General features: G+C 73.1%; 15 protein-coding genes and 1 pseudogene. 5 read left to right on the top strand and 11 right to left on the bottom strand.

Going from position 1 to position 19689, the window contains the following annotated elements; all coding sequences use genetic code 11:
- Positions 1-63: 63 nt before the first annotated feature.
- Complete coding sequence (locus tag LV78_RS32685) at positions 64-891, bottom strand: siderophore-interacting protein (protein ID WP_253849880.1); 828 nt, start codon at positions 889-891, stop codon at positions 64-66.
- 123 nt (positions 892-1014) lie between these two features.
- On the opposite strand from LV78_RS32685, the gene LV78_RS32680 reads away from it, so the two are divergent.
- Positions 1015-2346, top strand: a complete 1332-nt coding sequence (locus LV78_RS32680; protein ID WP_253849879.1) for a calcium:cation antiporter family protein — start codon at positions 1015-1017, stop codon at positions 2344-2346.
- Here LV78_RS32680 and LV78_RS32675 read toward each other — a convergent pair.
- The 3 genes from LV78_RS32675 to LV78_RS32665 form a co-directional block, all read right to left on the bottom strand.
- Positions 2324-2827, bottom strand: coding sequence for a flavodoxin family protein (locus LV78_RS32675; RefSeq protein WP_372495012.1), 504 nt, complete (start codon positions 2825-2827; stop codon positions 2324-2326). The genes LV78_RS32680 and LV78_RS32675 overlap by 23 nt on opposite strands.
- Before the next feature lie 1117 nt (positions 2828-3944).
- Positions 3945-4454 carry a flavodoxin family protein gene (locus LV78_RS32670; protein WP_253849878.1) on the bottom strand — a complete coding sequence of 170 codons (510 nt, stop codon included), beginning with the start codon at positions 4452-4454 and terminating at the stop codon, positions 3945-3947.
- A gap of 564 nt (positions 4455-5018) precedes the next feature.
- Entirely contained in the window at positions 5019-5687 is a 669-nt protein-coding gene (locus tag LV78_RS32665) for a TetR/AcrR family transcriptional regulator (protein WP_253849877.1), read from the bottom strand.
- Positions 5688-5819: 132 nt separating this feature from the next.
- Between LV78_RS32665 and LV78_RS32660 the strand changes: the two genes are divergently transcribed.
- A complete protein-coding gene (locus LV78_RS32660; RefSeq protein ID WP_253849876.1) occupies positions 5820-6569 on the top strand; it encodes an NADPH-dependent F420 reductase in 750 nt (249 codons plus the stop codon).
- Between the two features lie 419 nt (positions 6570-6988).
- On the opposite strand, the pseudogene LV78_RS32655 reads toward LV78_RS32660, so the two are convergent.
- The 3 genes and pseudogenes from LV78_RS32655 to LV78_RS32645 all read right to left on the bottom strand — a co-directional run.
- A pseudogene (locus LV78_RS32655) lies at positions 6989-7363 on the bottom strand (nuclear transport factor 2 family protein); the annotation flags it as partial.
- Positions 7364-7430: 67 nt separating this feature from the next.
- Positions 7431-9098: a glycoside hydrolase family 13 protein gene (locus tag LV78_RS32650; RefSeq protein ID WP_253849875.1), complete on the bottom strand. Its 1668-nt coding sequence runs from the start codon at positions 9096-9098 to the stop codon at positions 7431-7433.
- Between the two features lie 73 nt (positions 9099-9171).
- Positions 9172-10626: a TIR domain-containing protein gene (locus tag LV78_RS32645; RefSeq protein ID WP_253849874.1), complete on the bottom strand. Its 1455-nt coding sequence runs from the start codon at positions 10624-10626 to the stop codon at positions 9172-9174.
- A gap of 75 nt (positions 10627-10701) precedes the next feature.
- Between LV78_RS32645 and LV78_RS32640 the strand changes: the two genes are divergently transcribed.
- Positions 10702-11850, top strand: a complete 1149-nt coding sequence (locus LV78_RS32640; RefSeq protein ID WP_253849873.1) for an alkaline phosphatase family protein — start codon at positions 10702-10704, stop codon at positions 11848-11850.
- 77 nt (positions 11851-11927) lie between these two features.
- On the opposite strand, the gene LV78_RS32635 is transcribed toward LV78_RS32640, so the two are convergent.
- Together LV78_RS32635 and LV78_RS32630 are read right to left on the bottom strand one after the other, a co-directional pair.
- On the bottom strand, positions 11928-14333 hold the full coding sequence (locus LV78_RS32635) for an ABC transporter permease (RefSeq protein ID WP_253849872.1): 2406 nt from the start codon (positions 14331-14333) through the stop codon (positions 11928-11930).
- Positions 14333-15106 carry an ABC transporter ATP-binding protein gene (locus LV78_RS32630; protein ID WP_253849871.1) on the bottom strand — a complete coding sequence of 258 codons (774 nt, stop codon included), beginning with the start codon at positions 15104-15106 and terminating at the stop codon, positions 14333-14335. Before LV78_RS32630 ends, LV78_RS32635 begins: the two co-directional genes overlap by 1 nt.
- A gap of 120 nt (positions 15107-15226) precedes the next feature.
- On the opposite strand from LV78_RS32630, the gene LV78_RS32625 reads away from it, so the two are divergent.
- Complete coding sequence (locus tag LV78_RS32625) at positions 15227-16390, top strand: sensor histidine kinase (RefSeq protein ID WP_253849870.1); 1164 nt, start codon at positions 15227-15229, stop codon at positions 16388-16390.
- Positions 16387-17058 (top strand): response regulator, encoded by a 672-nt coding sequence (locus LV78_RS32620; RefSeq protein WP_253849869.1) that lies wholly within the window; start codon positions 16387-16389, stop codon positions 17056-17058. Before LV78_RS32625 ends, LV78_RS32620 begins: the two co-directional genes overlap by 4 nt.
- Before the next feature lie 27 nt (positions 17059-17085).
- Here the strand turns inward: LV78_RS32620 and LV78_RS32615 are convergent, their stop codons facing one another.
- Together LV78_RS32615 and LV78_RS32610 are read right to left on the bottom strand one after the other, a co-directional pair.
- Positions 17086-18096, bottom strand: a complete 1011-nt coding sequence (locus tag LV78_RS32615; protein WP_253849868.1) for a helix-turn-helix domain-containing protein — start codon at positions 18094-18096, stop codon at positions 17086-17088.
- 48 nt (positions 18097-18144) lie between these two features.
- Positions 18145-19275, bottom strand: a complete 1131-nt coding sequence (locus tag LV78_RS32610) for an exonuclease domain-containing protein (RefSeq protein ID WP_253849867.1) — start codon at positions 19273-19275, stop codon at positions 18145-18147.
- Positions 19276-19689: the final 414 nt, after the last annotated feature.

The following is a 19689-nucleotide window of genomic DNA, read 5'->3' as shown; positions in this document are numbered from 1 at the left end:
GTTGTTATCCCGCACGCGCGGGATCCGCTCCGCACAAGTGCGGTCAGGGCCGGGCCGACCGGGTCAGGCGTGCTTCTTCGGCGCCTTCCAGTAGCCGCAGAAGGTGACGTTCTCCTTGGGGACCCCCGCGCCCACCCAGTGCCTGCGCAGCCCCACCGGCAGCGCCGACTCGCCCACCGCCCACCCGTAGAACGGCCCCTCCGGCAGCGGCCGGGACTCGACCTCGGCCTTCGCCGCCGCGCCCGGCACCGCCGTCGCGTCCGCGCGCACCAGCCAGGTGACCTCCACGCCCGAGGGTCCGGCGAGGTCCCTGCGGTCGCCCTCCTCCGGCACCTCCACGACCGCGCGGCCGGTCACGTCGGCGGGCAGGGACGCCAGGATGCCCTCGATCGCGGGCAGCCCGGTCTCGTCCGCGACGAGCAGCACCTGCCGCACGCCGTCGGGCAGGGCGAACCCGGTGCCCTCGTCCAGGATGCCGACCTGGTCGCCCTCGGCGCAGGTCAGCGCCCACGCGGTGGCCGGTCCGGCGCTGCCGTCGTCGGGCGAGCCGTGCACGACGAAGTCGACGTCCAGCTCCGGGCCCTCGGGGCGGAAGGCGCGCACCGTGTAGTTGCGCAGCACCGGTCGGCGCCCCTTGGACACGGTCAGGTACTTCAGGTACGACAGCACGGTGAGCTTGTCCGGCGCGCCGTCGAGCGAGCCCTGGGCGACCGGGATGAACAAGCGGAACCACTGGTCGTACCCCATCGGGGTGAAACGGGCGAGGTCGTCGCCACCGAGGGTGACGCGCACGAAGTTCGGCGAGACCCGCTCCCTGCGCAGCACCGAGAGCGTGAGCAGCGCCGAGTGCTCGGGCTTGGTGCTCGCGGTGGACAGGTTGTCGCGGGCCATGACTGCACCTCCAGATTGGGTTAGCACAGCCTAACCTAAGGTATTTCCCCTGCCGGGTAGGCTCCGGGTTATCCCCGGCCGCGACCGGGAACACGGTCCGCATGAGCGACGAGCACGCGCGGGGTGACCTTGTCCGGTGATCGCGGGGGCTTTCCCCGGAGACTGCCCGTTGCGGCGGCGTTCGCGCTGCCCGGAGCCCTGCTCGGCGCCGCCGACTACCTGGGCCTGCCGCACCCCGACCTCCCACCGCCGATCGCCGCCGCGATCTTCGGGATCGCCATCGTCGCCGCGGCGTTCCTGCTGTCCTGGGCTGCCGAGGCGGCTCAGGTCGACGTGAGCGCGGGCCTGGCGATCGCGGTGCTGGCGATGGTCGCGGTGCTGCCCGAGTACGCCGTCGACATGGTGTTCACCTTCGAGGCCGGGCAGGTGTACGCCGAGCACGGCACGTGCGCGGGCCAGGGCGGGGCGAACCCGTGCTCGCTGGCGCTGGCCAACATGACCGGGGCGAACCGCATCCTGGTCGGCATCGGCTGGCCGCTGGTGGTGCTGGTCGCCGGGCTCGCCGTGCTGCGCAAGGGCCGCGAGCGCGGCGGGGAGCGGGCCGGGGTGGTCCGGCCGGGCCGGGTCGAGCTGACGCCGGTCATGTCGGCCGAGGTCGTCTTCCTGGGCGTGGCCACGCTGTACTCGCTGACCCTGCCGCTGCGCGACAGCCTGACGTTCTTCGACGCCGCCGTGTTCGTGTCGATCTTCGCCGCGTACACCTGGCGGCTGTCCAAGGCCCCCGCCGAGGAGCCTGACCTGCACGGGGTGTCGAAGTGGGTCGGCGAGCAGGCCAAGCGGCGCAGGCGCGGGTGGGTCGCGGGCCTGTTCGGGTTCGCGGGGCTGGTGATCCTGGCCTGCGCCGAGCACTTCGCGCAGAACCTCGTCGACACCGGCAGCACGCTCGGCGTCGACGAGTTCCTGCTCGTGCAGTGGGTCGCGCCGCTGGCCAGCGAGGCGCCGGAGCTGATCGTGGCCTGCCTGTACGCGGTGCGGCTGGCTGCGTCCGAGTCGCTGGGTACGCTGCTGTCGAGCAAGGTCAACCAGTGGACGCTGCTGGTCGGCACGCTGCCCGTGGTCTTCGCGATCTCCTCGGGCGGCGTGGACGGCCTGCCGCTGGACGAGCACCAGCGGTTGGAGCTGCTGGTCACGGCGGCGCAGTCGCTGTTCGCGGTGAGCCTACTGGTCGACCTCGGCATCGGCGCGATGGGCGCGGCGACCCTGTTCGGGCTGTTCGCGGTGCAGTTCGGCACCAGCCTGCTGCTGCCCGCCGAGGTGAACCGGGTGGTGGTGCTCGGGCTGTCCGGGCTCTACGTGCTGCTGGCGGTGGTCAGGCTGGCACGGAGGCGGGCCGAGCTGGCCCGCCTCGTCCGCGACGGGATGACGACGCCGTTCAGCGAGCTGGCGCGCCGCTGAGCGCCGTGCGGGCCCACGCCTTGGCCCGGTCGACCTCGCCGGGCGCGAACGGCCCGGTGAAGCCGGTGACCTTGAACGACTTCGGTTCGCCGACCACGCAGCCCAGGGCGCGCAGCTTCTTGCCGATGGACCGGGCGGCCGACGAGGGCGGCCAGGTGACCTTCACGTGCGTGCCGAACGGGTGAGCGGCGACGCCCTCCGCTCCGGTGAGGTTCGCCAGCCACTCTCGCATGCTGCGACCGCCGGACACCAGCGGGCCGTCCGCGTGCTCGGTGGCGGCGGCCCAGCGGGTGGCGTCGCTGCTGAGCGTGAGCGCGTGGGTGGGCGCGCCGACGAACAACAGGTCGACCTCCGGGGGCAGCGCCTCCGGGGCGACGCCGACCTCGACGGCGACCCCGCCGACGGCTTCGGCGATCGCCTCCGCGAGCGCCCTGTTGTTGCCGAACATGGACTCGTAGACCACCAGTGCCTGGACCATCACGCCCCTTCCTCCTGGTCCACGCAACGCTGCTCCGTTCGGGACTTCGGGGGGAGCGCCCAAGTGCCCCGCGAACGCGGGCCGTGCGCGGGGGTTCGCGGTGACCTCCGACCCTGGCGGGGATTCCGGGGCGCGGGGAACGGGGCTGGTGGGGTGGGTGGGCGAAAGCGGTTTCGGTGGCCGGGGTGGCTTGCAGGCCGGTTGTGGTGGGGCTGGCGGGGTGGTGCGCGCTTTCCTGCTGCGCCACCGGCGATTCGTGCGGGTTCGCGACGCGGCTTGGTCGCCCTGAAGACAGCGGAATCCGAGGACGATCCCCCTTCTTCTGTGCTGCGGACTGACTCGGCGACCCTCGCGCCCGATCAACCGGGAACCGTGGCGTCGCCCCACCGGGTGATTCATCGATGAACGCGGAAATTCCCCCTCCGAAGGTCTTGGCCCCAAGGAGGTCCACCGTGCCAAGCTTGACGGGGAAAGCGGCGATCAAGCCTGGTAGAGACGGGTTTTCGCCGCACACCACACGCGGGTCGGCGGTGTCGGGTCACCGAGCGGCGGTGGGTTGGAGCTGTGCAACGACGAGGAGGTGAGGGATGCGGTGAGAAAGGTGCAGTGACGACCGGGCGGGGTTGACCGGACGGCGGTTGTCGGACGTTCACAGGCGCTTAGGCGTGGATTCACGTGGACCGGGCAGGACGGTTCCGCGTGGACCTCGACAGCGCGCAGGTCGGACGCAGAGCAACCGTCAGACGTCCGGCAATGATCACGCGTTCGACATAACCCCACGTTCGACAGCGGTCACGGTTCGGCAGCGGTCACACGCTCAACGGCAGTCACACGCTCGACAGCGTCGCGCGTTGGACGGCGGTCGCGCATTCAGCCAGCCACAGGGTGCTGGCCGAATGCCGTGCGCTGGCCGGTTACAGGCCGGTGACCGGAGGCAGGCCGGTGACCGGACGCTGGGCTGTCGGGCACTGAACGGTCGTTGTGCGTCAGGCGCCGTCGTGCGTCAGGTGCCATCGGATGCCAGTTGCTGTCGGATGCCAGTTGCTGTCGGATGCCAGTTGCCGTCGAGCACGAGGGGTCGTCGTCGGCTAGGCGGTTGGCACGTGCCGATCGGTCGCGGTCAGTTGTGGGAGAAGGACGCTTCGGCGATGGCGCGTCCCCATTCCTCGGCGCGCTCGGCCTCACCGTCCAGGAGCGGGCCGATCGCGGTGACCACGTCGAATGACTTGGGCTGGTAGCGAACCTCGAACCGCAGCTTGCGCAGGGCGAGCGTGGCCACGCGGGCGGCCGAGCCGGGGGCGAAGCGGATGCCGGTGTCGAAGGCGACCGCTTCAACGCCGACCCGCTCCTGCGCGACCACGGCGAGCCACTCGCGCATCCCTCGCCCGGAGGAGAGCACCTGCTCCTGGTACTGCGTTGCGGCCTTGCGGGTGCCGGGCCTGCTGAGTCCGAACGCGTGCGTCGGCGCACCGACGACGAGCAGGTCGAGGTCGGAGGGCAGGACGTCCGGCGCGACGCCGACCTCGAGCACGTCGGTGGATCGCCAGATCGACAGGCCACGCGCGATCGCCTCGGCGATCAGCTTGGCGTTGCCGAACATGGACTCGTAGACCACCAGCGCTCGCGCCATGAACAAACCTCACCCGTTCGGAGTACTGCGGAAGTGGGTTCATGATCCACTAGGTGAGACGAATAGGGGGAGCGCCGAAGTACCTGGGGGTCCTGGGACTTACTGCCCTGCTGTGACTTCGCTGGTCAGAACACCGGAAGGAGGATTTACCAGGTACCGCAGGGCGTGCGCGGCGCGCAACCGGACGAACGGACGGCCGAAATCACCTGGCTTCGGCACATCGGCAAGCCGAAACCCCGAAGCGGCTGAACGGTCACGTTGCCGCAACACGAGAGGCACGGCGGATGAGCGAGCACGAGGAGAGGAGGGAGCGCTGACTAGACCACTGGCCGTGACACGCGGCCGGAAAACCGAATAGAGGCACCGCGAGTCGACAACCGCGCGGTCACGAGGGTGGACACCGGGACGAGCGCACAGCGGCTGGTCGGGCAGCCAGGAGCGGCGGTCACCCAGGCGATCGGGAGTAGCGGTCCCCCAGACGGTCGGAAGCAGTGACCACTGGGACGGTCGGGAGTGGCGGTTGGGAGTAGCGGTCACCCGGACGGCCGGGGTTGGTCGTTCGGTTCAGGGGCGCGACTTCCCGCTCATGCCGCCGGTGCGCCAATCGGGGCTGCACTCCGCTCCCGTGCTGGCGGGGCGGAGCGGGGGTGCGGGTGGAAGTGGGGTGGTCGCGGTCGGGGACAGGGCGTCCAGGATCAGGATCACGTACCTGCGCCAGCCCTGATCGCCCGGTTCCATGCCCCACAGCACGCTGGTCAGCATCCCCAGGAGGCGGTGGACGTCGTCCGGGGTGAGGTCCGCGCGGACCAGGCCCGCGTGGCGCGCGCCCTCGGTCAGCGCGGTCAGGGTGTCCAGCAGGGGCTCGGCGATGGCCGAGGTCAGGGCGCCGGGGTTGTTCGCCGCTGCCAGGGTGGCGCGTTCGCGGTCGACCAGGGTGAGGGTTTCCTCGATCAGCGCGGTGAGGCCGTGCAGCGGGTTCGGGGCCGACCTCGCTCTGGTGATGGCGTGCGCGAAGTCGGGGGTGAGGGCGCGGTCCAGGGTTGCCCTGACCAGGTCTTCCTTGCGCGGGAAGTGCCGGTGCAGGGTGCGCACGCCCACGCCCGCGTGCTTGGCGACCTCGTCCAGGGGTGCGTCCGGGCCGACGCGGGCGAAGACCTCGCGCGCCGCGCACAGGATGTGCTCGATGTTGCGCGCGGCGTCGGCGCGCGGTCGTCGGTCGGACTCCGCCTTCACCGCGCAACGGTAGCAAATGACACCCTTCTGCCACTTGTGCTACGTTCCGGATCGCAGCAAGTGTCACTTGTGTGCCACTTATCGGAGCGCAGTAAGAGAGCGCAGCAAGAGGCAGTGGAGGGGTGGACGGGCATGACCGGAACGCTCGGGCTCATCGGGGCCGGGATGATCGGTGGGACCCTCGCGCGTCAAGCGGTGGCGCGGGGGATGGAGGTCGTGCTGAGCAACTCCAGGGGGCCGGAGAGCCTTTCTGGTCTCGTCGCCGAGCTGGGGCCGCGCGCTCGTGCCGCGAACCCCGCCGAGGCCGCGCGTGGTGCTGACCTGCTGGTGGCGACCGTGCCGCTGCACGCGCTCGACCACCTGCCCTCGGACGCGCTCGTGGGGAAGATCGTGATCGACACGATGAACTACTACCCGCAGCGCGATCAGGTGATCGCCGAGCTGGACTCGAACTCGGTGACCTCCAGCGAGCTGGTCCAGCGGAAGCTGCCCGGCGCGCGCGTGGTGAAGGCGTTCAACAGCATCAGCTTCTTCAACCTTGCCAACGCCGCCCGTCCCTCGGGCGCACCGGACCGCAGTGCGCTGCCGATCGCCGGGGACGACGCCGAGGCGAAAGCCGCAGTGGCCGAACTGCTGGACGTGCTGGGGTTCGACGCCGTGGACACCGGGTCGCTCGCCGAGAGCTGGCGCAGTGAGCCGGGGACGCCGGTGTACGTGCACCCGTACCTGCCGGGCACGCCGCCGGAGGGGTTGGGGCAGCAGGAGGCGCTGCGGTGGTTGCACGAGAACCCTGGGAAGCCGGTGCCCGCCGCGCGGGTCAGGGAACTGGTCGCCGAGGCCGTGCGAGGCAAGGCGGGTGGGGTGCTGCCGGGAGCGTTCTGAACCAGGACGGCTGACGCGGGCGCGCGGACTCGGGCACGCGGACGCGAGCGCGGGCTCGGACACGCGGACTCGGGCTCAGGCGCGCAGACGCGGGGCGCGGGCTCGGCAACGTGCCTGGGCCGACAACCCCGGTCAGAGCTGAACCGCGCCGAGCTGGGGCGGCCCGCGCCGTGCCGGAGCACTCTCCGCCGTGCCGGGACGCGCTCCGCCGTACCTGGGCGGTTTCCGCCGTGCTGGGGGGCGGTTCCTTCGGGATGGCCGTTCTGATTCGGCCATCCCGACCTGGACTCCGCCGCGGAGCCACCGCGGAGCCGCCGCCCGACACGCGCTCACTCACTTCCCTGCGCGCTCACTCCCCCGCGCCCGCCACCAGCGCCACGCCCGCCACCCCCGCCTCCCGCACCACCAGCGCCTTCAGCAGCCTCCCGCTGGATCTGCGGGAACTGCGCCGCCATCGTCTCCGACAGCGCGTGCGCCGCCGACAGCGGGCGCACCATCACGGTCAGCTCGGTCACCAGGCCGTTCTCGTCGAGCCGCAGGAAGTCGCAGCCCTCCACCTCCACCTCGCCGATCCTGGCCTGGAACACCAGCGCGTGGTCCCGTCCGCCGCCGATCTCGCGCACGTACCGGAAGTCCTCGAACACCCGCAGCACCCCGCGCAGGATCGCGGCGGTGATCGCCTTGCCGGGGTACGGGCGGAACGCCACCGGGCTGCGGAACACCACGTCCGGGGCGAGCGCCGCCTCGATCGCGGCCACGTCCCTGGCCTCGACAGCCTGCCGGAAACCGGTCATGCCACTCCTCCCTGAGCACGGACCCGCCCAGGCTAGGGATCAACGCCGCGCGGGGGAAGCCGAAGCGCTACCCGCGCAGCACCACCGCCTGCCACGGCGAGAGCACCGGTCCGACCGGTTCCACGTTGGCCAGCAGCACCTCGCCGCCGAGGTCGAGGTCGACGCGCTGCTCCCGCCCGCTCAGGTTCGCCACCACCAGCAGCCGCTCCTCCCCCAGCACCCGCTCGTACGCGTACACGTCCGGGTGCTCGGGCAGCAGCATCCGGAACCCGCCCTCCACCACCACCGGCAGCGTGTGCCGCAGCTCGATCAGCCTGCGGTAGTGGTGGAACACCGACCCCTCGTCCGCGCGCTGCGCCTCGGCGTTGAGCCAGGAGCTGTTGGGGTTGACCGCGATCCACGGCGTCCCGGTGGTGAACCCGCCGTTCGTCCCGCCGTCCCACTGCACCGGCGTGCGCGCGTTGTCCCGCCCCATCGCCCGAACCCCGCGCCACACCGCGTCCGCGTCCTGCCCGGCGGCGAGCGCCTGCCGCAGGTGGTTGAGCGACTCCACGTCCCGCAGCGCCTCCGCGTCGACGAACGGCGAGTTCGTCATCCCCAGCTCCTCGCCCTGGTACACGTAGGGCGTGCCCCGGTGCAGGTGCAGCACGGTCGCGAGCGCGGTCGCCGACTCGCGCCACCACCGGTCGTCGTCGCCGAACCGGGAGACCGCGCGCGGCTGGTCGTGGTTGCCCAGGTAGAGGCTGTTCCAGCCGACCTCGGCGAGCTCGCCCTGCCAGGCGGCCATGGACGCCTTGAACGCGCGCAGGTCCAGCGGCACCGGGTCGAACTTGCCGCCGGGGCCGTGGTCGAGCGAGACGTGCTCGAACTGGAACACCATGTCGATCTCGTGGTTGGCCGGGTCGGTGAACTCGCGGGCCTGCTGAGTGGTCACGCCGGGCATCTCGCCGACGGTCAGGAACCCGCCTTCCCGGCCGTCGAACACCTCGCGGCGCATCTCGCGCAGGTGCTCGTGGACGCGCGGAAGCGTGCCGTAGTAAGGGAAGCCGTCGCCGAGCGCACCCGGTTCGGCGGGCGCGTCGGGGAGGTCGGGGTGCTTGGCGATGAGGTTGATGACGTCCATGCGGAAGCCGTCGACGCCCCGGTCGAGCCACCAGCGCATCATGTCGTAGACCGCTTCGCGCACCTCGGGGTTGTCCCAGTTGAGGTCGGGCTGCTTGCGGTCGAACAGGTGCAGGTAGTACTCGCCGGTGGCCGGGTCGGCCTGCCAGGCGGGACCGGAGAAGAACGACGACCAGTTGTTGGGCTCCGCGCCCGGTGCGCCGAGCTCGTGGCCGTCCCTCGGCGGGCGCCAGACATACCAGTCGCGCTTGGGGTTGTCCTTGCTGGAGCGGGATTCCGCGAACCACGGGTGCTCGTCGGAGGTGTGGTTGACCACGAGGTCCATGACGAGCTTCATGCCTCGGGCGTGCACCTCGCCGAGCAGGCGGTCGAAGTCGTCGAGGGTGCCGAACACCGGGTCGACGTCCCGGTAGTCGGAGATGTCGTAGCCGTTGTCGGCGTGCGGGGACCGGTAGACCGGCGAGAGCCAGACGACGTCGACGCCGAGCGCGGCCAGGTGGTCGAGCCGCGAGGTGATGCCCGCGAGGTCCCCGATCCCGTCGCCGTCGGAGTCGGCGAAGCTGCGCGGGTACACCTGGTACACGACCGCCGACTTCCACCACTGCGCGTCCATCCACGTCCTCCACTCCGGGTCGGGTGTCGTGATCAAGCTTGGTGCACGGCGGCGTCGCGCGCAGCGCTCGTGGTCAGGCGCTGCGCTGTCCCGCACGGATCAGGTGCGCGGCGTGCAGCGACGTTCGGCTGAGGTCGGCCAGTCGGGCACGCGCGGCCTCGGCGCGGTCCGGGACGGTGGCCAGGGTCAGGTCGAGCGCGCGGCGGTGGGCCCGGTAGTCGAGCTCCAGGGCTCCTGCGCAGCACAGCGCGGACGCCGCGCACCCCGCCAGCCACCACAGCGCCGACGTGCCGTCCGCGCCCGCCTCGGACCAGTGGACGAGCAGCGCGGCGGTGAGCACGAGGATCGCGGCGAGCGCGGCGCCGACGTGCGCGGCGGACAGGTACGGGTTGCGGGCGCGCCACCAGGACCGCCTGCCCGCTTCCCGCTGCGCGGCGAGGGAGTCGAGGATGTCCGCGAGCCGGTCGAGCGCGGCGCGGGCGGTGCGGCGGGCGGACATCGGCAGCGGGCGGGTCCAGCCGGGGAAGTCGCCGCGCAGCCTGCGCTCCAGCTCGAGCAGCTCGGCGCGCGCCCAGGTGGTGGTGGGGCTGGGCACGTGCTGCGGCCAGACCAACCGCGAGTCCTGCGCACGCGCCCACAGCATGCCCATGACCAGCAGCACGCCCACCGAGCACACCAGCACCGCGCCGACGACGTCGGGCGAGCGGCCGAGCGCCGAGGTGACCACGAGCAGCAGCAGGACCAGGGACACCAGCACCACGCCGAGCCCGAACACCGCGTAGGCCTTGTGGTCGGTGACGCGGGTGAGCAGGTCGTCCAGCCACAGCGCGGGTCCGACCAGCGCGAACCGCGCGGCAGACATGCCGAGCACCACGACCAGCGGGATCCCCGGCAGCAGCGCGAAGACCGCCACGGCGGCGCCGGAGCCGAGCAGCGCGGGGGCGCTCCGGGTGAGCGGGGCCACCAGTGCCAGCAGCAGCATCGCGGTCAGCGCGATGAGCACGCCCGCCAGGCGTCCCCGGTCGGGCAGGGGTTCCGGGCGGGGCACGACCGGCTGCTCGGCGGGCTCGACGTGCAGCTCGATCTCGGCGGCCAGCGCCTCGACGCCCGCGTCGAACGCGCCGAACCTCAGCGGGACGGCCTGCGCGTCGGCCAGGGCGTGCAGGTCCTCGTCGAGGTCCTGGTGGCGCGGCGGTTCGGCGCCGTCGAGCAGCACCGGGATGATCCGCTTGCCCGTCCGCGCGGCCTCGGCGATCTCGGCGCGCACCCAGTCCTTGTGCCGGTCCCGCCTGGCCTCGAGGTCGGCGGGCCAGCCGGGGTGGATCACCGCGACCAGCGCGGTGGCCTCGGCGAGGCGGTCGCGCAGCACGTCGGCGTAGCGCTCGCCCGGCGGCAGGGTCGTGTCGAAGTGGACCGAGCCCTCGCCGAACAGGGCGGCCAGCCGGTCGGCCAGCGCCTCCACCGCGAGGGCGTGCGGTAACAGGCCGCCGTCCGGGTCGCGCTGCCGGTAGTTCACGAAGATCCGCACTGGTGCTCCTCCCCCGCGGCCGACGACCGCGGTGCCGTGCGCGGCGGTTGATCAGCGCCGATAGGGTCTGGGGGCATGGAACCACTGCTGCCCCGGTACGGGTCGGGCGCCCTGTCCGACGTCGTTCCCTCGCTGCTGGCCGGGATGGGCGTGCCGGGGACGGCCGACGTGCTCGGGATCTCCGGTCCGACGCGGGCGTGCGTGCTGCTCGTGGACGGGCTCGGCTGGGAGCTGCTGCGGGAGCACGCCGACGCCGCGCCGTTCCTGTCGTCGCTGGCCGAGGGGCGGGAGGCGATCACCGCCGGGTTCCCGTCGTCGACCGCGACCAGCGTGGCCGCGCTCGGCACCGGGTTGCCGACGGGTGAGCACGGCATCGTCGGCTACTCCTTCGCCGCGTCCGGGCCGGACGGGGAGGAGCTGGTCAACGCGCTCAGCTGGCAGCGGCACAGCGGGCACGGGGACCTGCTGCCGGTGCTGGCGCCGGAGCAGGTGCAGCCGACGCCGACGGCGTTCGAGCGCGCCGCCGAGGCCGGGGTGCTGGTGCGGGTGCTGGCGCCGTGGGCGTTCCAGGGCAGCGGGTTGACGCGGGCGGTGCTGCGCGGCGGGGAGTTCGCGGGGGTGCACGCGCTGGGCGACCTGGTCAGCGGGGTGGCGTCGGCGCTGCGGGAGCGGGACCGGGTGCTGTGCTACGCGTACCACGCCGACCTGGACGCGCTGGGCCACGGGCACGGGCCGGGAAGCGAGTCGTGGGTGGCGCAGCTGGCGGTGGTGGACCGGGTGGCCGAGCTGATCTCCGAGCGGCTGCCCGAGGGCGGGGCGCTGGTGGTGACGGCGGACCACGGGATGGTGCGCGTCACCGAGCGGGTGGACTTCGACCGGGAGCCGGACCTGCGCGAGGGGGTGCGGCTGCTCGGCGGCGAGCCTCGGGTGCGGCACGTGTACGCGGAACCGGGGGCGCAGGAGGCGGTGCGGGCGCGGTGGACCGGGGTGCTGGGCGAGCGGGCGTGGGTGGTCAGCCGCGCGGAGGCGATCGAGGCGGGGTGGTTCGGCCCACGCGTGGCGGACCACGTCCGCTCGCGCGTGGGCGACCTGGTCGTGGCGGCGCGCGGTGGCGCGGTGGTGGTCCGCAGCTCGGCGGAGCCGCTGCTGAGCACGTTCCCAGGGCAGCACGGCTCGTTGACGTCGGCGGAGCAGCTGGTGCCGCTGCTGGTCAGCACGCGTTAGGGCGCAAGGCTTCCAGCGCGGGAACCCGGTCCGGTCGCGACCCCTCGGCGCGACCGGACCGGGTTCCACCGCCTGCCCTACTCCGTGTCGCTGCGCACCGCGTCGAGCACCGGCAGCGCGGCGGCGCGGCGGGCGGGGAGCAGCGCCGCCAGCACCGCGATCGCGGCGGTGATCAGCACGAACGCGGCGAGCCTCCCCCACGGCAGCACGATCTCCACGGCGCTGGTCTGGCTGCGCACGACGACCACGCCGATCAGGCAACCCGCCACCAGCCCGAGCCCCGCCCCGAGCAGGGCGATCACGCCGGACTCGATGCGCACCAACGACTTCACCCGCGACCGGTCCAGCCCCACCGCGCGCAGCAGGCCGATCTCCCTGGTGCGCTCCAGCACCGACATCGTCATGGTGTTCACCACGGCCAGCGCGCCGATCAGCCCGGACACGCTCAGCAGCGCGTACAGGATCCGCAGGAACAGCTCGTACTGCGCCCCCGCCTCGGCCACCGCGTCCGCCCGGCTGCGCACCAGCAGGGTCGGGTTGTCCACAGTGGACCTGATGGCGTCGCGCACCGCGTCCGCGCGGTCGGGGTCGGTGCGGACCAGGACCTCGTACGGCGTCATCTCCGGGACGGCCGCGACCGGCAGGACGATCCCGGCGTCGAACTTCTCCGGGGCCTCGAAGAACGCCGTGACGGGCAAGGAGAAGCGGTGGCCGCGCGCCGAGCCGGACACCGTCGTGCCCAGCTCCCAGCCGTGCCGCTCCGCCTCCTGCCTGGTGACGGCGACGCCGGTCCCGGTGTCCGCCAGCTCGCCCTCGGTGATCCGCACGTCGGCGAAGTCGGCGAGGGTGGACGGGGTGGCCGCGACGAAGACGCCGCCGTCACCGCCGTCCAGCTCGACGTAGGACCTGGTGAACGCGGTCGCCTCGCGCACGTCGGGCAGCGCGGCGACGCGCTCGGGCAGGTCGGGTGCGATCTCCGCGTAGGTGATCGGGGCGATCACGACCTCGGCGAGCTGGTTCTCCGCGGCCTTCTCCGCGGCGCTGGCGTCGAGCGACACGGCGGGCACGGTGACCGCCGCGCACACCGCCAGGCACACCATCAGCGGGCCTGCGGTGGACGCGGTGCGGCGCGGGTTGCGGCGGGCGTTCTCCACGGCGAGCTTGCCGCGCACGCCCACCAGCGCGGTGAGCGGGCGGCGGAGCGCGGTGCTCAGACCGCTCGCGGCGAGCGGGGTGAGCACGAGCAGGCCGATCACCAGCAGCGGCGCGCCCAGGTACACCAGGTCCTGCTGCTCCAGACCGCCCAGGACCGTCGCGGCGCCCGCCCCGGTCAGCGCGATCCCGGTGATGTTCCTGCGCCGCAACGACTTCGCGGTCGGCGGCTGGCCGGTGCGCAGCGCGGCGATCGGCGGGATCGAGGCGGCCCGGCGCGCGGGCACCCAGGCCGCGACCACCGGAACGCAGAGGCCGACGGCCAGCGCGGCGAGCAGCGCGTCCGGCGCGAGCAGGACGAGCGGCGCGCCCACGACCTCGGTCACCGCGAACAGCTCGTTCAGCAGCGCGGCAACGCCGACGCCGAGCGCGTACCCGGCGGCCGTCGCGGCGACGCCGATCAGCAGCGCCTCGGCCAGCACGGCGCGGGTGATGTGCTTCCGGTCCGCGCCGACCGCGCGCAGCAGCGCGTGCTCCCTGGCCCTGGCGGCGGCGAGCATGGTGAAGGTGTTGGCCACCACGAAGATGGAGACGAACAGCGCGGTCCCGGCGAACACGAGCAGGATCGTGGCGAGCTTGTCGTTGTCGGACAGCGCCGATCCGGGGTCGACCGCCTGGACGAAGGCGTCCTCGGGCAGGACGTCGCGCAGCGCGGAGGCGAGCGCCTCGTTGGTGGTGCCCGCCGAGGCGGTGAGCACGATCCTGCTGTCGCCGAACAGGGTCCGCGCGGTGTCCCGGTCGAACGCGACGAGCGTGCCGCCCAGCGCCAGCTCCGGCGAGACCGCCTTGAGCAGCCCGGACACGGTGTGCTCGCGCACGGTCCCGGTGACGACCAGCTCGACCCGGTCGCCGACGCCGACGCCCGCGCGCCGGGCCGTGCCCTCCTCCAGCGCGACCTGGTCGGCGCCCGACGGTTCGGCGCCCGCGACCAGCTCCTGCTCCTCGGGCACCCGGTTGAGGCCGATCGCGGCGCCGGGCGGACCGACGACCGCGTCGTCCCGGCCGACCACGAACACCCGGCCGTAGGAGTAGACCCTCGACGTGGCAACGCCTTCCGCGCCGGTCGCGGTCCGCACCGCCTCCTCGGACAGCGGGGTCGGCGTGGTGACCTCAACGCCGGGGGCGGGCAGCGCGGCGGCGACCTGCGCGCGGATCGACCCGGTGTAGAGCACGGCCCCGCTGGTGAACGCGACGCCGAGCACGACCGCGATCAGCGGCAGCACGAAGCGGGAGCGGCGTTCCAGGACGGAGCGCAGCGCGGTGCGCAGCATCAGAGCACCCCCCTCCGGTTCTGCTGCGGCGCGGTGTCGGCCTGCGCGTCGAAGCCGCGCATCCGGTCGAGCACCCGGTCCGCCGTGGGGCGCTCCATGGTGTCCACGAGCCTGCCGTCGGCCAGGAACAGCACGCGGTCCGCGTACCCGGCGGCGATCGGGTCGTGCGTGACCATCAGGACGGTCTGCTGCCACTCGCGGGCGCACTGGCGCAGCAGCTCCAGGATGCGCGCGCCGGAGCGGGAGTCCAGGTTGCCGGTCGGCTCGTCCGCCACGACCAGGTCGGGGCGGGTGATCAGGGCGCGGGCGCACGCAACGCGCTGCTGCTGGCCGCCGGAGAGCTGGGCGGGCCGGTGGTCGAGCCGGTCGGACAGGCCCATCGCGCCGACCACCAGGTCCGCCCACGCCCTGTCGGGTTCCTTGTCCGCCAACGAGAGCGGCAGGACGACGTTCTCCCACGCGGTGAGCGTGGGCAGCAGGTTGTAGGACTGGAAGACGAACCCGACGCGCTCGCGGCGCAACCGGGTCAGCTCCCGCTCGGACAGCGAGCCGAGGTCGACGCCGCCGATCCTGGCCGTCCCGCTCGTGGGGGTGTCCAGTCCGGCCAGGCAGTGCGCGAAGGTCGACTTGCCCGAGCCGGACGGCCCCATCACGGCGGTGAACCCGCCCCTGGCGAACCGCGCCGACACACCGGCCAGCGCGACCACCGCGTTGTCGCCGTCCCCGTACACCTTGCCGAGGGCCTCCGCCTCGGCCACCACGTGTTCCGTCACGCCGCAAGAGCCTGGTCGGGTCGGCGCGGCGGCGGATCAACCGCGCGGCGGACGCTCGTGGGAGCGGCTCAACCGAACGGTTGAGGTGCGCGCGCGGGGAGCTGTCGTAGCGTTCGGGCCATGCCCAGCCTGAGGAAGTCGGCGGCGGAGCGACCGCTCGCGATCGCCGCGGTGGTGTTCTACGCCCTGATCGGGGCGCTCGCCGTCGGGGTGCTGGTGGTGGAGGTCGGCTCGGCGGAGCGGTGGGAGGGCGCGGTCGGGATCGCGGTGTGCGCGGTGCTGCCAGCCCTCGCGCTGGCGCGGGCCCGGTGGGTGCTGCCGGTGCTGGTCGCGACGATCGGGTTCACCGCGCTGTCGCGGCAGGTCCCGGTGGGGCTGGACAACACGTTCGGCCTGGTGGAGCTGATCGAGCTGGCCTGGTTGACCGTGCGGGTGGTGGTGCTGCGGCCGGTGCTGCACTCCGTGCTGCTGACGCCGCCGCTGGTGGTCGCCGCGGCCACGCTGCCGCTGCGGTTGGCGGACGAGGACCGGGACCTGCACGTCAACATGGGGGCGCTGATCGGCATCGGGATGCTGTTCGCGGTGCTGCTGGGCATGTACCTGCGGCTGCACGAGCGCGGGCACGCCGACCGGAGCGCGCTGGCCAGGCAGGAGCAGCGGCTGGAGTACGCGCGGGACCTGCACGACTTCGTGGCGCACCACGTGACCGCGATCGTCGCGCAGGCGCGGGCGGTCCGGTACACCACGTCCACCGGGGCGCAGCTGTCGCCGGAGGCGCTCGACACCATGCTGGAGGCGATCGAGAAGGCCGGGTCCCAGGCGCTGACGTCGATGCGCGGCATGATCACGGTGCTGCGGGACGAGGCGCCCGCGCGGGAGCGGGAGCTGCTGGCGGACGTGCTGGGCGAGGCGGTGCGCGAGTTCACCGGACCGCCGCGCGCGGTCGCGTCGGTGGACCCGGAGCTGCGCGGGACGCGGTTGCCCGCGCACGTGGTGGACGTGGTGCGGAACGTGGTGCGGGAGTCGCTGACGAACGTGCTGCGGCACGGGGCCGGGGTGCGGGTGGTCGAGGTGGGCGCGCGTGCCGGGGACGGCGGGGAGCTGGAGGTGAGCGTGGTCAACGACGGGGGCGCGGCGGCGGAACCGGTGCTGGGCAGCGGTGGTTTCGGGCTGGCCGGGCTGACCGAGCGGGTGGAGGCGGCGGGCGGGCGGCTGGTGGCCGGGCCCGGTGAGGCGGGGGTGGGGTGGCGGGTCGTCGCCCTTCTGCCACCATCGCTGCCATGAGCATCCGGGTGCTGATCGCGGACGACCAGGAGATGATGCGCTCGGCGTACGGGATGATCCTGGGCGCGCAGCCGGACATGGAGGTCGTGGCGAGCGTCGGGGACGGCGAGGCGGCGGTGTCCGAGGCGCGGAGGTTGCGGCCTGACGTGTGCCTGCTCGACATCCGGATGCCTCGGGTTGACGGGTTGGAGGCGACCCGGTTGCTGGCCGGGCCGGGGGTGCGGGACCCGGTGAACGTGCTGATCGCGACGACGTTCGACCTGGACGAGTACGTGTACCGGGCGTTGCGGCACGGGGCTTGCGGGTTCCTGCTGAAGGACATGTCGCCCGCGCTGCTGGTGGAGGCGGTGCGGGCGGCGGCGGCCGGGACGTCGATGATCTCGCCGAACGTGACCGTGCGGCTGCTGGCGCACCTGGCGCCCGAGCGGGGCGCGGCGGAGGCCGAGGAGTCGGCGGCGCTGGTGGAGCCGTTGACCGAGCGGGAGCTGGAGGTGGTCCGGCTGGTGGCGCTGGGGCGGACCAACGACGAGGTGGCCGGGGAGCTGCACCTCGGGGTGGCGACGGTGAAGACGCACCTGGGGAACGCGCAGCGGAAGCTGGTGGCGCGCAACCGGGTCGAGGTGGCGGCGTGGGCCTGGCGGACGGGGGTGGTGTCGGGGCGGGGGTGAGTGGTCCCCCCGCCCGTCACCCTGCCGTCAGCCGCCCGCCTTGAGCGCCGCCGCGACCCACGCGTCGCTCGGACCGGTGTTCCACAGCTGCTCCAGCGGCACGTCGTTGATCGTCGCCAGGAGTGCGAAGAACGGCTTGAACACGCCGCCGAAGTCCGCCGCGAAGCCTTCGACGGCCTCCTGCACCTCGGGGTCCTCCTCCGGTTCGGTCATCAACCGACGCAGGTCGGCCCACTGCTCGTCGTCCATGCTCTGCCCGGTCATCTCCGCGCTGATCAGCCCCGTCGACCGCAGCAGGCGCTCGGCCAGCTCCCGCGCGACCGGCGAGTCCGGCGCGATCCCGGAGCGCTCCGCCTCCCAGGCCCGCATCGCGATCGCGCTGTGCTCCTCGGACAGCGCCACCATCCTGGGCGAGGTGAGGTCGTTCGGGCGGGGCGTGGCGAAGGCCTGCTCGTAGAAGCGGTGGACGGCCGTCCGGAACTCCGGGTCACCCACCATGTCCGCCAGCGCGATCCAGGCCTGCAACTGCTCGGCGGTCGGGTCCTCGGGCAGCACGGGGCGCGTGCGGCGGAGCTGCTCCTGGTAGCCGGGGTGGATCGGGAGGCCGTCGGTGACCTCGGTCCAGAAGTCGTTGAGCAGGCGGTCCCTGGCGTCGTCGGACATGTTCACCAGATCGTGCAGGAGCGCGACCTGTCCGGCGTCGGAGTTCTGGCGCACAATGGTTCTCAGGACGGCCCGCCTCGCCTTCAGGTTGCGCATCTGGTCCTCGACGACGTCGAGGTGCGCCGCCGCGAGCTCGCGCAGGCTCATCTCGTCCTTGAGCACACCCCGGATGTCGTCCAGGCCCGCGCCGAGGTCGCGCAGGGTGCGGACGAGCTCCAGGCGCGCGATGGCGGCCACGTCGTAGAGGCGGTAACCGGCGTCGGTGTGCGCGGTCGGCTCGATCACGCCCTCGTCGGCGTAGAACCTGATGGCGCTCACGCTCAGGCCGGTTCGGCGCGCCACGTCGCCGATCGGGTACAGCTGGTCTTCGTTCACGGTGCCCACTGTGGGGTCTCAAGGCGGTTGAGACTCAAGCCCCGTCCGTCAGGCGGTGGGGTCGTGCGGTGCGACCCGCGTGGTCCACGGCAGGCCGAGGACGGCGGTCAGCGCGGCGTTGAGCAGGTCGAGGTTCTGGCTCTGCGCGACCCTGCGGCCGACCACCGAGGAGGGGTGGCGGATCGTCAGGACGCGGCCTGCCACGACGGTGGGCTCCGCCTTGCCCAGCATGGCCTCCAGGGACCGGCTGTGCTCGCGGACCTTGCCCAGGACCTGGGGCCACAGCTCGCGGATCGTCGCCAGGTCGGGTGCCGGTGCGCCGGTCGTGACCGCGTCGGGGTGCGCTTCCGTGTCGGGGTGCGCCTCCGTGCTGGCTCGCGCCTCCGCGTCGGCTCGCGCTTCCGTGCTGGCTTCCGCGCCGGGCGCGGTGTCCGCCATGCGCTTGATCCAGGCCAGGGCGGCGAGGCAGTCGCCCTCCGCGCGGTGGCCGCCTTCCAGGCGGTGGTTGCGGTAGCCGCCGCTCTTGGTGTTGCGGTCGCCCACCCAGGCCGCGTGCTTGCGCATCGCGCACAGCCACGGGCCGGTCAGCCAGTCCGGGAGGTCGGCGTCCCCGAAGAGGCGTCGGTGCTCGGCGCGCAGCCTGGTGAGGTCGAACGGGGCGTTCCAGGCGATCACCCGCTTGCCGCGCAGGACGTGGTCGAGCTTCGGCCACAGCTGCTCCAGCGTGGGGGCGCCGGTGAGCATCTGGGCGGTGATGCCGTGCGCGCGCTGCGCGTACGGGTTGATCTGCGCGCCCTCCGGGTCGACGAGCGAGGTCAGCAGGGTGGCGCCATCGGTGGCCACCACGGCGATCTCGATGACGCGCCCGGTGAAGTCGGTCAGCTCGGTGTCGAGCACGACCGCGTCGCGGTCGGCGAGGACGTCGCGGGCCCACGTCGCGGACTCCTCGCGCGCGGGTGAGGTGGTGGCGCGCGCTGGTTCAGCGGCGCGTGGGGGCGACGACGTCAGCGGGGTGGTCGCGGTGACGTCGTGCAGGGCGGTGCGCCAGACGTCGCCGTCGAAGACGCGCTCCAGCCAGGCGGCGGCCTTGCTCGGGTCGACCGGTCGCCTTCCCGACGAGCGCAGTTGCGCCGTGGTCCTCAGGTGCGCCGGGACCTCGTCCCGGTAGACCTCGCTCACGCGTCGTCCTCCGATCACCGCGCCGGTCGGGCGTCCGGCAAAACGATCACGGTACGGGAACCGGGCGGCGGGTGGCCCACACCGTTGGCCACACGATCGAGTGATCGGTTATGCGACTGATCGCGGTGGGTGATGAGAAGGGCGCGGTGTGGCGCGGTGGCGGGTACACGGCGGGCTGGGCTGGGGATGTGACAGGCCGGTTCGCGACGAGGTGGGACGGCTCAGGGGGGGCGGTGGCCCGGCTCAGCCAGTGGGCTGGCCCGAGACGCGGCGGGACGGCTCAGCCAGCGGGCCTGCCCGAGGCTCAGCGGGACGGTCAAGGCAGAGGGACGGCCCAGGTGCGGCGGGACGGTTAGGGCGGCGGGACTGCCCAGGTGCGGCGGGACGGTCGGGGCGGAGGCAGAGGCGGAAGGA

It is taken from the genome of Actinosynnema pretiosum (assembly GCF_024171695.1).
GTDB lineage: Bacteria > Actinomycetota > Actinomycetes > Mycobacteriales > Pseudonocardiaceae > Actinosynnema > Actinosynnema pretiosum.
The sequence above is the reverse complement of the archived record's forward strand: the minus strand, read 5'-3'. Positions and strand labels throughout refer to the sequence as shown.

Bases quoted from the DNA above. Each gene is read 5' to 3' on its own strand.
- LV78_RS32685 (WP_253849880.1), bottom strand. From the start codon at position 891: ATGGCCCGCGACAACCTGTCCACCGCGAGCACCAAGCCCGAGCACTCG.
- LV78_RS32670 (WP_253849878.1), bottom strand. From the start codon at position 4,454: ATGGCGCGAGCGCTGGTGGTCTACGAGTCCATGTTCGGCAACGCCAAG.
- LV78_RS32660 (WP_253849876.1), top strand. From the start codon at position 5,820: ATGACCGGAACGCTCGGGCTCATCGGGGCCGGGATGATCGGTGGGACC.
- LV78_RS32650 (WP_253849875.1), bottom strand. From the start codon at position 9,098: ATGGACGCGCAGTGGTGGAAGTCGGCGGTCGTGTACCAGGTGTACCCG.
- LV78_RS32640 (WP_253849873.1), top strand. From the start codon at position 10,702: ATGGAACCACTGCTGCCCCGGTACGGGTCGGGCGCCCTGTCCGACGTC.
- LV78_RS32635 (WP_253849872.1), bottom strand. From the start codon at position 14,333: ATGCTGCGCACCGCGCTGCGCTCCGTCCTGGAACGCCGCTCCCGCTTC.
- LV78_RS32625 (WP_253849870.1), top strand. From the start codon at position 15,227: ATGCCCAGCCTGAGGAAGTCGGCGGCGGAGCGACCGCTCGCGATCGCC.
- LV78_RS32620 (WP_253849869.1), top strand. From the start codon at position 16,387: ATGAGCATCCGGGTGCTGATCGCGGACGACCAGGAGATGATGCGCTCG.